This is a genomic window from Bradyrhizobium genomosp. III (assembly GCF_000261705.1).
Lineage (GTDB): Bacteria > Pseudomonadota > Alphaproteobacteria > Rhizobiales > Xanthobacteraceae > Bradyrhizobium > Bradyrhizobium ottawaense.
The window spans coordinates 1-13,858 of the sequence record NZ_AJQF01000044.1 but is presented as its reverse complement, the minus strand read 5'-3'; the positions used below and the strand labels follow the sequence as shown (position 1 = coordinate 13,858).

The 13,858-nt window shown below is 65.6% G+C and carries 11 protein-coding genes; 2 read left to right on the top strand and 9 right to left on the bottom strand.

Features of this window, described 5'->3' with window-relative positions:
• Window positions 1-33 precede the first annotated feature (33 nt).
• The 4 genes from IC66_RS0104030 to IC66_RS0104015 are packed head-to-tail and all read right to left on the bottom strand — an operon-like array spanning window position 34 to window position 4,546.
• Window positions 34-771, bottom strand: coding sequence for an amino acid ABC transporter ATP-binding protein (locus IC66_RS0104030; protein ID WP_018323160.1), 738 nt, complete (start codon window positions 769-771; stop codon window positions 34-36).
• 11 nt (window positions 772-782) lie between these two features.
• Window positions 783-2,303: an amino acid ABC transporter permease gene (locus IC66_RS0104025; RefSeq protein ID WP_028144713.1), complete on the bottom strand. Its 1,521-nt coding sequence runs from the start codon at window positions 2,301-2,303 to the stop codon at window positions 783-785.
• Complete coding sequence (locus IC66_RS0104020; protein ID WP_028144714.1) at window positions 2,300-3,505, bottom strand: amino acid ABC transporter permease; 1,206 nt, start codon at window positions 3,503-3,505, stop codon at window positions 2,300-2,302. The genes IC66_RS0104025 and IC66_RS0104020 overlap by 4 nt, the downstream gene beginning before the upstream one ends.
• Window positions 3,506-3,529: 24 nt before the next feature.
• Window positions 3,530-4,546 carry an amino acid ABC transporter substrate-binding protein gene (locus tag IC66_RS0104015; protein WP_028144715.1) on the bottom strand — a complete coding sequence of 339 codons (1,017 nt, stop codon included), beginning with the start codon at window positions 4,544-4,546 and terminating at the stop codon, window positions 3,530-3,532.
• A gap of 388 nt (window positions 4,547-4,934) precedes the next feature.
• Between IC66_RS0104015 and metC the strand changes: the two genes are divergently transcribed.
• Both metC and IC66_RS0104005 read left to right on the top strand, forming a co-directional pair.
• Window positions 4,935-6,119 (top strand): cystathionine beta-lyase, encoded by a 1,185-nt coding sequence (metC, locus tag IC66_RS0104010; RefSeq protein WP_038946724.1) that lies wholly within the window; start codon window positions 4,935-4,937, stop codon window positions 6,117-6,119.
• A 178-nt stretch (window positions 6,120-6,297) separates the two neighbouring features.
• A complete protein-coding gene (locus tag IC66_RS0104005; RefSeq protein WP_038946723.1) occupies window positions 6,298-7,989 on the top strand; it encodes a Na/Pi cotransporter family protein in 1,692 nt (563 codons plus the stop codon).
• Between the two features lie 9 nt (window positions 7,990-7,998).
• Here IC66_RS0104005 and IC66_RS0104000 read toward each other — a convergent pair whose 3' ends face one another.
• The 5 genes from IC66_RS0104000 to pbpC form a co-directional block, all read right to left on the bottom strand.
• The gene (locus IC66_RS0104000) at window positions 7,999-8,337 is read right to left on the bottom strand and encodes a lipid-A-disaccharide synthase N-terminal domain-containing protein (protein ID WP_018323154.1); all 339 of its coding nucleotides are present in this window, start codon (window positions 8,335-8,337) and stop codon (window positions 7,999-8,001) included.
• The gene (locus IC66_RS0103995; protein ID WP_038946722.1) at window positions 8,334-9,086 is read right to left on the bottom strand and encodes a glycosyltransferase family 2 protein; all 753 of its coding nucleotides are present in this window, start codon (window positions 9,084-9,086) and stop codon (window positions 8,334-8,336) included. The genes IC66_RS0104000 and IC66_RS0103995 overlap by 4 nt, the downstream gene beginning before the upstream one ends.
• 63 nt (window positions 9,087-9,149) lie before the next feature.
• Entirely contained in the window at window positions 9,150-9,995 is an 846-nt protein-coding gene (locus IC66_RS0103990; protein WP_038946721.1) for a phosphatase PAP2 family protein, read from the bottom strand.
• Between the two features lies 1 nt (window position 9,996).
• A complete protein-coding gene (locus IC66_RS0103985; protein ID WP_028144723.1) occupies window positions 9,997-11,739 on the bottom strand; it encodes an ArnT family glycosyltransferase in 1,743 nt (580 codons plus the stop codon).
• Window positions 11,740-11,789: 50 nt separating this feature from the next.
• On the bottom strand, window positions 11,790-13,858 hold a 2,069-nt coding region (pbpC, locus tag IC66_RS0103980; RefSeq protein WP_038946720.1), incomplete at its 5' end, for a penicillin-binding protein 1C.

The window sequence follows — 13,858 nt, the reverse complement described above, 5'->3', positions numbered from 1 at the left end:
GTCAGGCCGGCGCGGCCTCCGGATGGCGAGTGCTCAGCGCAGGATCTGGCTCAGGAACAGTTTTGTGCGGGCGTGCTGGGGCGCCGCAAAGAACTCGTTCGGCGTGTTGGCCTCGATGATCTGGCCGGCGTCCATGAAGACCACGCGGTTGGCGACCTCGCGGGCAAAGCCCATTTCGTGGGTGACGACCAGCATGGTCATGCCTTCCTCGGCGAGGTCCACCATGGTGTCCAGCACCTCCTTGACCATCTCGGGGTCGAGCGCCGAGGTCGGCTCGTCGAACAGCATGACCTTCGGGTTCATGGTCAGGGCCCGCGCGATCGCGACGCGCTGCTGCTGGCCGCCGGACATCTGACCCGGAAACTTGTTGGCCTGATGCGGGATCTTGACCCGCTCCAGGAACTTCATCGCGTTGATCTCGGCGTCCTTCTTCGGGATGTTGCGCACCCAGATCGGCGCCAGCGTGCAGTTCTCCAGCACGGTCAGATGCGGGAACAGGTTGAAGCTCTGGAACACCATGCCGACTTCCCGGCGCACCGCGTCGATGTGCTTGAGGTTGGGGCCGAGCGCGATGCCGTCGACGACGATCTCGCCCTCCTGGAATTCCTCCAGCGCGTTGATGCAGCGGATCAGGGTCGACTTGCCGGAGCCCGAGGGTCCGCAGATCACGATGCGCTCTCCCTTCTCGACCGCGAGGTCGATGTCGCGCAGCACGTGGAAGTCGCCGTACCATTTGTTGAGGCCGGAAATCTTGACGATGGGGTCGGACATGGTGACCTCGATCAGTTGCGACGGTGGGCGTTGAGGCGGTGCTCGACGAACAGCGAGTAGCGCGACATTCCAAAGCAGAAGATGAAGTAGATGATCCCGGCGAAGGCGAAGCCGGTGAACGCGGTCGAAGGCGTCGACCATTTCGGGTCCGAGAACGAGGCCCTGAGCGAGCCGAGCAGATCGAACAGCGCCACGATCGAGACCAGCGAGGTGTCCTTGAACAGCGAGATGAAGCTGTTGACGAGGTTCGGAATGACGTGACGTAGCGCCTGCGGCAGCACGATCAGCGAGGTCGTCTTCCACCAGGACAGGCCGAGGGCCGCGGCGGCCTCGCCCTGCCCGCGCGGGATCGCGGCGAGCCCGCCGCGGACGTTCTCGGCCTGATAGGCGCCCGTGAACAGCGCGATGCCGATCAGCGCGCGGACGAGGCCGTCGACGGTGAAATTGCCGGGCAGGAACAGCGGCAGCATGTAGGTGGCGAAGAACAGCACGGTGATCAGCGGCACGCCGCGCCAGAACTCGATGAAGGCGATCGAGAATATCCGGATCAAGGGAATGGTGGAGCGGCGGCCGAGCGCCAGCGCGATGCCGATCGGCAGCGAGGTGACGATGCCGGTGACGGAGACCACCAGCGTCACCAGGAGGCCGCCCCACAAATTCGTCGTCACGACCGGCAGTCCACCGCGATCGAGCCCCATCAGCTTGATCACGATAGCGATGGCACCGAAGGCAACGATGCTCGAGGCCAGAGCGCGCCAGCCGGTGCGCAAGCCGCCGCCGAGACCGAAGGCGATCAACGACACGACCGCGGTGGTGACGGCGAAATCGGCCCAGATCGACTGACCCGCGCCCTGGATCTGATCGCGCAGCCAGGTCAGCGGAAGGATCAGCCAGGAGATCGCCGTGCCGACCAGCACGATAAAATTCCCGACCAACCACAACAACGGCGCGGCGGCGGATGTCTTGCTGAGACCGAGCACGGCCTGCCCGGCGCCGATGATGCTGTCGTCGAACAATTCCAGCAGGCCGGCGGTCCAGCTGAGACCAAAGCCCTTGATGCCGCCACCGTGCAGCAGAAAGAACGCGACCACAGGAAATGCGAAGAAGAACAGACTGGCGTTGAGCCCCTTCGCCGGCAGACGCGGCACGAGCAGCGGCACCAGCAGGGCCACCGCAAGAATGAAGGTGAGGTTGACCCGCCAGCGCTCGGCCTCGGGATAAAAACCGTAGATCAATTGCGGCAGCTTGGCCTGGATGTAGGGCCAGCAGGCGCCGACCGCAAAGCCGGCGTTCTCCGCGAGGCATGCCGTGCGGTCCTTGCCGCTCCAGACCGCATCGACCATCAGGAACCTGACCGAGGGAACGATGGTGAACCACAGCAGCAAGGCGCCAACGATCGTGAGCAGGATGTTGGTCGGCGAGTTGAACAGGCGCGTGCGCATCAGCCCGACAAAGCCCGTGGTCTTCACAGGCGCGGGACGTTCGGTGAGCAGGTCCCGGCGGACGAAGCTGCTCGAGGCGATATCGCTCATGCGCCCAGACTCCGGCTGACGCGCCACCCGTAGACGCTCATGATCGCGCTGGTGAGCAGCGAGATCAGGAGATAGATGCCCATGGTCATCGCGATGATCTCGATCGCCTGCCCGGTCTGGCTCAGCGACGTGCCGGCGAACACCGAGACGAGGTCAGGATAGCCGATCGCGACCGCCAGCGACGAGTTCTTGGTGAGATTGAGGTACTGGTTGGTCAGCGGCGGCACGATGACGCGCATGGCCTGAGGCACGACGACCAGCCGGAGCGTGGTGCCGCGGCTGAGGCCGAGCGAGGCCCCCGCCTCCATCTGCCCCTTGTGGACCGACAGGATTCCGGCGCGCACGATCTCGGCGATGAAGGCGGCGGTATAGGTCGACAGCGCCAGCGTCAGCGCCACGAACTCCGGAATGATCCGCGATCCGCCGGCGAAATTGAAGCCCTTCAGCTGCGGCAGCTCGAAGGTAAAGGGCAGACCGAACACCAATATCGTGGCGAGCGGCAGGCCGAACAGCAGGCCAAGCACAGTGGGCCAGATCCGGATCATCCGCCCTTCCTGAAACAGCGCGCGCCGCGCATAGAAGCGCAAGGCCAGGGACGCGACGATACCGAGCGCCAGCATCGCCAGAAATGGCTCCAGGCCGCTTCCGCCGACCGGGCTTGGAATGACGAGGCCCCGATTGCTGATGAAGGCAACGCCGAGCAGCGAGATGCTCTGCCGCGGATTGGGCAAGGCCGCCAGCACCGCGAGGTACCAGAACAGGATCTGGAACAGCAGCGGCAGGTTGCGGATGAGCTCGACATAGATCTCGCCGACGCGGGACAACAGCCAATTGGGTGACAGCCGGCACAGCGCGACGATGAAGCCGATCAAGGTGGCGAAGACGATGCCCACCACCGAGACCACGAGCGTGTTCAGGAGCCCGACCACGAACACGCGCAGGAACGTGTCCGAGCCGGTATAGGAGATCAGGGTCTGGTTGACGTCGAAGCCGGCATTATTCCTGAGGAAGCCGAAGCCGGCGGCAATGTGCTGGTTTTCGAGGTTGGCGCGGGCATTGGAGACGATCTCATAGCCGATCCAGCCCAGGATCGCCGCGAAGGCAAACTGGACGGCAACGCCGTTCCAGCCTGCCTTGCCACCCAGAACGCGCCTGATCTTCAGCGCGATCTGGGGTGGCGGTTTTCGGGCCTCGGTGCTCATGCCGCTGCCAGCGGATCAGGATGATCAGCGGATCGGCGGCGCGTACTGAAGACCGCCCTTGTTCCAGAGATTGTTGAGACCGCGATTGATGGCGAGCGGCGAGCCCGCGCCGACATTGCGATCGAACACCTCGCCGTAATTGCCGACCGCCTTCACGATCCGCACCACCCAGTCCTTGGTCAGGCCGAGCTGTTCGCCGAAATTGCCGTCGGTGCCGAGGACGCGCTTCAACTCGGGATTTTCCAGCTTTGCTTTCTCGTCGACGTTCTTCGAGCTCACGCCAAGCTCTTCGGCGGTGACCATCGCGAACAGCGTCCACTTCACGATGTCGAACCACTGATCGTCGCCGTGGCGCACCATGGGGCCGAGCGGCTCCTTCGAGATGATTTCGGGAAGCACCATGTGGTCGTTGGGATTGGCAAGCTTCAGGCGATTGGCGTACAGGCCCGACTGATCGGTGGTGAAGACGTCGCAGCGTCCGGCCTCATAGGCCTTGACCGTTTCGTCGTTGGTGCCGAACGCGATCACCTCGTACTTCATGTTGTTGGCTTTGAAGTAGTCGGCCAGATTCTGCTCGGTGGTAGTGCCGGTCTGCACGCAGACCGAGGCGCTGTTGAGCTCGAGCGCCGAATTCACCTTGAGCGACTTCTTCACCATGAAGCCCTGCCCGTCATAATAGGTCACGCCGGTAAAATTGGCGCCGAGCGAGGTATCACGCGAGATGGTCCAGGTGGTGTTGCGCGAGAGCACGTCGATTTCGCCGGATTGAAGCGCGGTGAAGCGGTCCTTGGCGGACAGCGGCACGTACTTGACCTTGGTCGCATCGTTGAAGATCGCCCCGGCGATCGCCTTGCAGACGTCGACGTCGAGGCCGGTCCAGTTGCCCTTGTCGTCGGGCGAGGAGAATCCCGGCAGGCCCTGGCTGACGCCGCAGGACAACATGCCCCGGTCCTTGACCGTCTTGAGCGTTTGCGCATCGGCGGCCTGGGCGGAGAGGCCGGCGGCGAGAGCAAGGGTGAGAGCCAGGGTTACGCGTTTCATGGGCTTTGGGCCTTTCAAAGTCGTATCAAGGAACGTTGTCTCAGGATCATCCCTGCCAGGGCCAGGCGTATCAAGGCCAGCCCTGCAAGAGTCATGCTGGAAAACCTTGCCGAACACCCGCCGATCCCGAAAGGCCATACCTTAATCCCCGCCGCAGCGCCGGCCGATATGGCTGTGACGCAAGGTCCGGTCAGACGATGGATCGAAGGTCGCGGCAGGCCCCTCAACATGCGGCGACTGAATAGCACCTGCGCATCACAGAACGACTGGCGTGCCGGGTCAAGGGGTTGACGGGACTCTTCTGTGTTCTGTTATTAACGACAGCGGCCTTTCGGCCAGCCCGTCAGGCGCCAAGCCCGAGCGGAAACGCGGTTTTGAAAGCAGACGCATGGATTCCTCGCACCCCCAAGAGCAGCAGGCCGAGACCCGGCTGGTCACCTCCGGCCGCGACACCAAGGCGCAGAAGGGGTTCGTCAATCCGCCGGTCTTTCATGGCTCGACCGTGCTCTACCCGACTGCGGAGGACCTGCACGCCCATCGCGGCGAGTTCACGTATGGCCGCCACGGTTCCCCTACCACCAAGGCGTTCCAGGAGACGCTGATGGCGCTGGAGGGACCACAATGCGCCGGCGTCGGCATCGTCCCGTCGGGGCTGTCGGCGATCTCGACCACCCTGCTCTCGGTGCTCAAGGCCGGAGACCATCTCCTGGTCTGCGACAACGTCTATCGGCCCTCGCGCAATTTCTGCAACGGCATGCTCACCCGCCTTGGCGTCGAGACCAGCTATTTCGATCCGATGATCGGCGCCGGCATCGACAAGCTGTTCAAGCCCAACACCCGGGCCGTTCTGGTGGAGGCCCCGGGCTCGCAATCGTTCGAGATGCCGGACATTCGCGCCATCGCCGAGGTCACGCATCGGCACGGCGCGCTCGTCATCGACGACAATACCTGGGCGACGCCGCTCTATCACCGCTCGCTCGAACAGGGCGTCGACATCAGCATGCAGGCCGCCACCAAATATATCGGCGGCCATTCCGACATCATGTTCGGCACCATCTCGGCCAATGCCAAGGCCTGGCCGATGGTCACTGAAGGCATCCGCCTGCTCGGCGTCTGCGCTGGACCCGACGACGTCTTCCTGGCGCTGCGCGGCCTGCGCACGCTGTCGGTGCGGCTGGCACAGCATCACCGCTCCGGGCTCGACATGGCGCGTTGGCTCGCTGCTAGACCCGAGGTCGCGCGCGTACTGCATCCGGGGCTCGAGACCGATCCCGGCCACGCGATCTGGAAGCGTGACTTCACCGGCGCGTCAGGCCTGTTCAGCATCGTGCTGAAGCCAGCACCGCAGAAGGCCGTCGACACCATGCTCAACACGCTCAAGCTGTTCGGCATGGGTTTTTCCTGGGGTGGCTTCGAGAGCCTCGCGATTCCCTTCGACTGCGACGCCTATCGCACCGCGACCAAGTGGGCGCCGGGCGGCCCGACGCTGCGTCTCCACATTGGCCTCGAGAGCGTCGACGACCTCAAGGCCGATCTCGACCGCGGCTTCGCTGCCCTCAAAGCGGCAATGTGAGCCTGCTCACAAGGCATCTCGACCGCGGACGCGCCAACGCGCGCCGCGACGGACGCGCAATGCGCGCCGTGGGAACGTGCAGCTGGCGTAAACGTTAACGCCAACGCGCCAACAAAAGGTTTGAACCTCAAGCATTTGGCGCTAGCCTCACAAATCGACTCCAATCCGGACACGGAGCATGGGAACGTTGGTTCTGCTCGATCTGATGGGCGGCGTTGCGCTGTTGCTGTGGGGCCTGCACATGGTCCACAGCGGGATCTTGCGCGCCTTCGGTCCTGACCTCAGGCGGCTGCTCGGCAAGGCGCTGAGCAACCGCGGCAGCGCTTTCGCCGCCGGCCTCGGCCTCACCGCGCTGCTCCAGAGCAGCACCGCGACCGCCCTGATCACGAGCTCGTTCGCAGCCGAGGGGCTCGTCAGCCTTGCCGCGGCGCTTGCCATCATGCTCGGGGCCAATGTCGGCACGACGCTGATCGTGCAGGTGCTGTCGTTCAACATCGCAGCCGTCGCGCCGGTCCTGTTCGTGCTTGGCCTCGTCGCCTTCCGCTCCGGCCCGCGATCGCGGATCAAGGACATCGGCCGCGTCTGCATCGGCCTTGGCCTGATGCTGCTCTCGCTGCATATCCTGCTCGACACGCTGGCGCCGGCGGAGAACGCACCGGGCGTCCGCATCGTGATGTCGGCCATCACGGGCGATCCCATATTGTGCATCATCATCGCCGCCCTTGTCACCTGGGCCGTGCATTCAAGCGTCGCCAGCGTGCTGCTGATCATGTCGCTGGCCTATTCGCAGTTCATCACGCCCTACGCGGCGCTGGCGCTGGTGCTCGGGGCCAATCTCGGCAGTGCCATCAATCCCGTGTTCGAGGGCGCCAGGCGTGACGATCCCGCGAGCTACCGCCTGCCGGTCGGCAATCTCGTCAACCGCGTGATCGGGATTGCGCTCGTCCTGCCCTTCCTCGGCACGATCGCCGAGCACATGCACGCCTGGCAGCCTGATCTGGCCAAGATGACGGCGGCTTTCCACATCACCTTCAATGTCGGCACGGCCGTCGTCTTCATCGGCCTGCTCGACACCATGTCGCGCCTGTTGACACGCCTTCTGCCGGATCGCGTGCAGGAGGCCGATCCGGCCCGCCCGCGCTATCTCGACGAGACTGCGCTGGAGACGCCATCACTGGCGCTCGCCGACGCCGCTCGCGAGACGTTGCGGATGGGAGATCTCGTCGAGGTCATGCTGCGGAAGGTGATGGCGGCGATGATGACCGGCGACCGTGCGCTGGTCGACCAGGTCTCCAAGATGGACAATTTCGTCGACGGTCTCGACGAGGCCATCAAGCTCTACGTGACCAAGCTGATGCGGGGCAGCCTCGACGAGAGCGAAGGGCGGCGCGCGATGGAGATCATCTCCTTCGCCATCAACCTCGAACATATCGGCGACATCATCGACAAGAGCCTGAGCGAGCTCGCCACCAAGAAGATCAAGCGGCGCTTCCAGTTCTCGGCGGAAGGGGCCGACGAGCTCGCCGCCTTCCACAAGCGCACCATGGACTCGCTGCGGATCGCCTTCGGCGTCTTCATGTCCGGCGACGCCAACGAGGCGCGCAAGCTACTGGTGGAGAAAACTGCACTGCGCAACACCGAGCTTGCCGCAGTCGAGCGCCACCTCGACCGCCTGCGCGAGGGCCGCCCCGAGACCATCGAGACGACCTCGCTGCATCTGGACGTGCTGCGCGATCTGCGCCGCATCCACTCGCACATCTGCTCGGTCGCCTATCCCGTGCTCGACGCGGCCGGCGTGCCCTATCGCAGGACCGAGGCGGAGACAGCCGCCCTGCCAGCCTCAGGCGCGGCCTCGGCGTTGCCGCGCTAAAACCTGGGCTCAGCGATCGAGCGTTTTCGAGGCGCGGCCGCGGTTCTTGATGATCAGCATGATGTTGCGGATATAGATGATGGTCGCGAGCGATTGTCCGAGGATGATGACCGGCTCGCGCTTCACGACGCCGTAGACCAGCGTCATCAGTCCGCCGCCCATCGAGCAGAACCAGAACGCCATCGGCACCACGCTGTTGCCGGCGCGCTCGCTCGCGATCCACTGCACCAGGAAGCGCGCGGTGAAGAACAGCTGCGCGACAAGGCCGAACGCCAGCCAGAAATCGAACTTGGCGACGAAGACGTCGTAGAGATAGTTGCTCAGCGCCTGACCGTATTGAATGATCATGCGTTCACCTCAGTCACATCTGGTGTCGGCTTCTTGCGGCGGATCAGCCACCATACGCCGGCGAGATCCATGATGCCGATCCAGAGCCGGTCGAAGAAGCCGTAGTTGGACACGCCGGAATGGCGCGGCCGGTCGATCACGTCGACATAGGCGATGTCGTAGCCTTCACGCCGGACCAGCGCCGGCAGGAAGCGATGCAGCCCATCGAAATAGGGCATCATCAGGAAGACCTCGCGCCGGAATGCCTTCAGCCCGCAGCCGGTATCCCGCGTGCCGTCCTTCAGGATGGAGTTGCGGACGCCGTTGGCCACGCGCGACTGGAGTTTCTTGAAACCGGTATCCTTGCGTCCGACACGCTGCCCCGCGGCGAGGCCGACGCGCCCTGCTCCCTTCTCGACCGCCGCGATCAGGTCGGGCAGGAAGGCCGGATTGTTCTGGCCGTCGCCATCGAGCGTCGCCACGATCGCCCCGCGCGCCGCGCGCACGCCGCTGCGCACGGCCGCGGATTGGCCACCTGATCTGGCATGGCGAAGCTGGCGCAGATTGCTCCGCTGCGCCATGATCGCCGCGAGCCGCTCGCCGGTCGCATCGGTCGAGCCGTCGTTGACGTAGATGATCTCATAGGCCCAGCGGCCATCGAGCGCCGCGCCGATCTCCGCGATCAGCGGCGCGATGTTGTCGGCTTCGTTACGCACGGGAACGACGATGGAAACCGAGGGCTGGGAAACCGAAGGCTGGGACGACGACAAATCGAGGCTCGTGGTTGGAATGGACCTTCCCGGGGAACCGGCGGCCCCGACAGGCAGCCGCTTTTATGGGGCGGATGCCCCGCGGGCAACCCTTTTGAGATGGCCCGAAACCGCCCCGGCAAGGGGCACAATGGTGCCATCGGCGCAGATGGCAAAGCCCAGCCGCCTGGCCGCGAACCAATAGCGGACCGCCATGGCGCCGACCGTGCCGACCAGGGCGCCGGCCACGACGTCGCTCGGGTGATGCGCGACCAGCACCAGACGCGTCAACAGGATCACGATTGCGTAAGTGAACATGAACACGCGCAAGCGCGGCCACAATGCCGATACTGCAAATGCCAGAGCGAACGCCGCCACGGCATGGCCCGACGGCAGGCTGGCATAAGCCCCCGTCCCCTCGAACGGCATGAAGTTGAACGGATTGGCCTTGCCGCCGACAAACGGACGTCCGCGGCCGATGATATATTTCAGGACCTCGGCAACGAATGCCGACACGGCAATCGACAGAAACACAAACTGCAGCCGTGTGCCGAGACCGAGGAGCAGCGCGCGGCTTGTGCCGTGAAGCCCGGCCGCAACGAACGCCAACACCACCAGCAAGCCCCCGAGGACCGAGAGCAGATACTCGTCCTTGCCGAAATCGGTGAGGATGCGGATCGGCCACAGGCTTGGCGTGCCGCGAGCCGGCATCAGCTGGATCTCGGTCTGGTCGAACGCGAGCATCAGCGCGATGACGAGAGCCGCGCCCGCCGCACTGAGCCACAGCGAATGCCGCGCCAGTTTTCGCGCGGCCTCTGCGCGGCGCGAATGCGAGGGCGTGCGGACGAGCTGCGCCAGCGCGCTCCGGGACACGGCGAGCAATTGCGCGGGATAGCCCGGACGGGGCGCTGGGCTGGTCGTAACAGGCATCCTATTCGGTGCCTTCCGAGCGGAAGATCGAGATCGAGATCGCGCGCCCTTGCGAGAAATTGTAGCCGTCGATGCGGGTGCCGACCTTGTAGCGCAGCCCGATCGCCTCGGCGCGCTGCACGAAGCTCCGCTCCGAACGCTGCTCGATCAGCGCAAAGCGGCAGCTCCCCTGCCTCAGGAAGTCGGCCGCGCCCGACCCATCCGTGAGCAGGGTCTGGGTGCCCGTCAGGAAGACGAGGCTCGGCTCGTGATAGCCGGCAGCCGCCGCCTTCGGCCCGACGCAGGTGACGTTGCGCAGCGCGCGCGCGATCTCGATGCTCGGAAACAGGGGCGTCAAGGACGGCAGCACGATGCCATACACCACCACCGCCAGCATCAGGGCCGCGACCAGCGCGTTGAGCAGCGAGCGCTCGGCGCGGTTGTTGTCGTAGAGCCACCAGGCGAACAGGCCGAAGATCAGCGATGCCGCGATGAACGGCCAGGCCACAAAAGCCGGCTGCCGCGTCAGCATCACCGCACCGACCACCGCGATGATCGAGGCGGCCGCGGGGATCGCGAACCACCAGGCCGAGCCGCGCATCAGCCAGGAGCGCGACAGCACGCGACGCTCCACTGCACCGGCGGTGAGAATGGCGATCGCCGGATACAGCGGCAATACGTAATGCGGCAGCTTGGTCAGCACCGCCTCGAACACGATCCAGGACGGGATCAGCCAGGCCAGCAGAAACTGCGCGCCGGGCTCACGCCGCGCCCGCCACACCGCGGGTGCCGCCATCGCCGCGAGCGGCGCGCCCGGCCAGAACGTGATCCAGAACAGCGCCAGATACATACCGGGCGGCGCGCCGTGGGATTCCTGGGCGCCGATCTTGCTCAGCATGTCGCCGCCGACGGAATCGGCGAAGAAGGCATCGCCCGCGCGCCAGAAGATCGCGACGAACCAGGGCAGCACCAGCACCAGCATCCACATCAGGCCCCAGACCGGACGCAGCTTCCACAGCCAGGAGGCATCGCGGTCCTGGATCGCGAGCGCGACGATGGTCAACCCCGCGAACATCAGGATCAGCGGACCCTTGATCAGGATGCCCACCGCAAGCGCGGTCCAGAAGATCGCAGGCCAGCTCCACGGCGGATGCGTCTCGTCCTCGGCGCGCTGCCAGGACAGATAGGCGCGCGCCATCGCACCCATCGCGGCGGTCACGCAAAACAGCAGCATCGCGTCGGTCTTGGCCAGCCGCGCCTCGACGCCGAGCAGCACCGAAGCGCACATCATCAACGCCGCCAGCACCGCGGCGCGCCGCGTGACGAATCCGAGCGCCGCCCAATAGGTCATGAGCACGGCGCCGATCGCTCCGAACAGCGACGGCAGCCGGTAGACCCAGATCCGCAATTCGGCCTTCGGCAGCTTGAGCATCGAGGCGGCTTCGACCGTCGCCGATTGCAACCAGTAGATGCCGACCGGCTTCTTGTAGCGGACGTCCTCCTGGAAGCGGATATCGACATAGTCGCCGCTCTCGACCATCTGCTTGGTGGCCTGGGCGAACCGCGCCTCGTCGCGATCGATCGGCGGGATCGTGAAGAAGCCCGGCAGGAACAACAGCAGCGCGCACAGCACCAGGAAGGCGACGGCGCGGGCATGGCTGGCCGTGGCGACATCGAGCATGCTCACGAGCCGGCTGCCCGGATTTGCGGGCGATTTCGGCTCGCGGGGCGCTCCAAAACGGGGAGTAGGATAGGTCTCGGCCATTGGTTCCGCTTACGCTGAAACCGCCATCGCCACAACCGCTTGAGGCAGGGTCATTGAATTCGAATGACGACTGTGTCCGCGGCGCCCGTGGCGTCGATCACGGTGAGCCGCGCAAAGCCCGGACCGGGCGGATCGATCAGGCGCTGGCGGCGGCCATCGATCTCGCCGAGCGCCGTGCCGTTAACCATGACAGTCATGGGCAGCACGCCGCCAGCGACCTTGACCGGCATCGCGGCGCTCTCCTGCCCCCCGGAGCGATCGACGTCGATCCGCGAGCCATTCAGCGGAAACTGGATATGCAGCGCCTGCTCACGGCCGGTCCGCACCAGTTCCCCCACCGGGCGGAACCGCTTCAGCGGCAGCGGCAGCTTGGCGTTGCTGGCAACCAGGGTTCCCCTTGGCGGCTTCGGCAAGGCGGCCAGCGTCTTGCCGGTGCGGGCGAAGGCATCGAACAGGATCGGAGCGGCGGCGACGCGCCCGATCAGGCCCGGAACCGGCGCACCATCGGGCCGGCCGACCCAGACGCCGACGGTCATCCGGCCGTCGAACCCGACCGACCAAGCGTCGCGATAGCCATAGGAGGTGCCGGTCTTGAAGGCGATACGGTTGTGAGCGGCGTTCTCCGGCGGCGGCGTGCCCAGCAGCACGTTGCCGACCTGCCAGGCCGCGACCTGGTCCAGCAGCCGGAGCGGCTCGCGGTCGTCCTTGTCAGCCATCACCTCGCGCAGCGGCTTGGTGGTGCCGAGGCGGGCAAAGCCCGTATAGAGCTGGGCGAGATCCTGCAGCGTCACGCCGACGCCGCCGAGCCCCATGGCGAGCCCCGGCGCTTCGTCCTTAGGCAGAACCAGATTCCCGCCGGCCTGCCGGAGCCGCGAGGCCAGTCGGCTGGAGCCGACGCGGTCGAGCAGCACGATCGCGGGCACGTTCAGCGAGAGTTGCAGCGCCTTCCTCACGGGCACCGTGCCCTGGAAGGTCATGTCGAAATTTTCCGGCGCGTAGGAGCCGAAGCGGACCGGCCGGTCGTCGATCAGGCTCTCCGGATGGACGAAACCGTCCTCGAAGGCGAGCCCGTAGATGAAGGGTTTTAGCGTCGAGCCCGGCGAGCGGATCGCGCGGGTCATGTCGACCTGCCCTGCCCGGCTCTCGTCGAAGTAATCGGCCGACCCTACGCGTGCGAGCACGTCGCCGCTCTCGTTGTCGACCACGATGATGCCGACGGAGATGTTCGGCCCGAGCGCAATGGCGCGGTCGCGCGCCAATGGCTCCAGCACCTTCTGCAAATTCGCATCCAGCGTCAGCTTGATGACCGGCGTATCCTTGACCGTCGACAGCGCAGTGTCGGACGCATGCGGCGCCAGGATCGGCATCGGCCTTCGCAGTCTTGGCACGGGCACGGCCTTGGCCTGCCTTGCGTCGTCGGCGCTGACCACATGCTCCTCGACCATGCGGTCGAGCACGCGATCGCGCGCCTTGCGCGCGGCCTCCGGATGGCGATCGAGGCGGCGCGTCTCCGGCGATTGCGGCAGCGCGACCAGCAGCGCGGCTTCGGCCAGCGACAGGCGCTTCGGCTCCTTGCCGAGATAGCCGATCGAGGCGGCGCGGATGCCCTCGAGATTGCCGCCATAAGGCGCCAGCGCGAGATAGAGGTCGAGGATCTGCTCCTTGCTCATGCTGCGCTCGATCTCGATCGCGCGCACCATCTGCCGCAGCTTGGCGTAGAGCGAGCGCTGCCGCCGCGGCTCCATCAGCCGCGCCAGCTGCATACTGATGGTCGAGCCGCCTGAGACGATGTGGCCGCGCGTTGCCAGCTGCAAGGCGGCGCGCCCGAGTGCGAGCGGGTCGAGCCCGTTGTGGGCGTAGAAGCGCTGGTCCTCATAGGCGAACAGCAGCTTCAGATAGGTCGGGTCGACGCTGGATTTGGCATCGACCGGCAACCGCCAGCGGCCGTCGGCCATGGCGTAGGCCCGCAGCAGCTTGCCGTTGCGGTCGACGATGGTAGTGGAGACATGCCGGGCTTCGTCGAGCGGGAGAGGTCCGAGCGAATAGACCCAGGTCACGAAGCCGACGATGGCGAGGATGAGGGTGAGAGCACCGCCGGAGAGGATACGAAGGCCCCTGC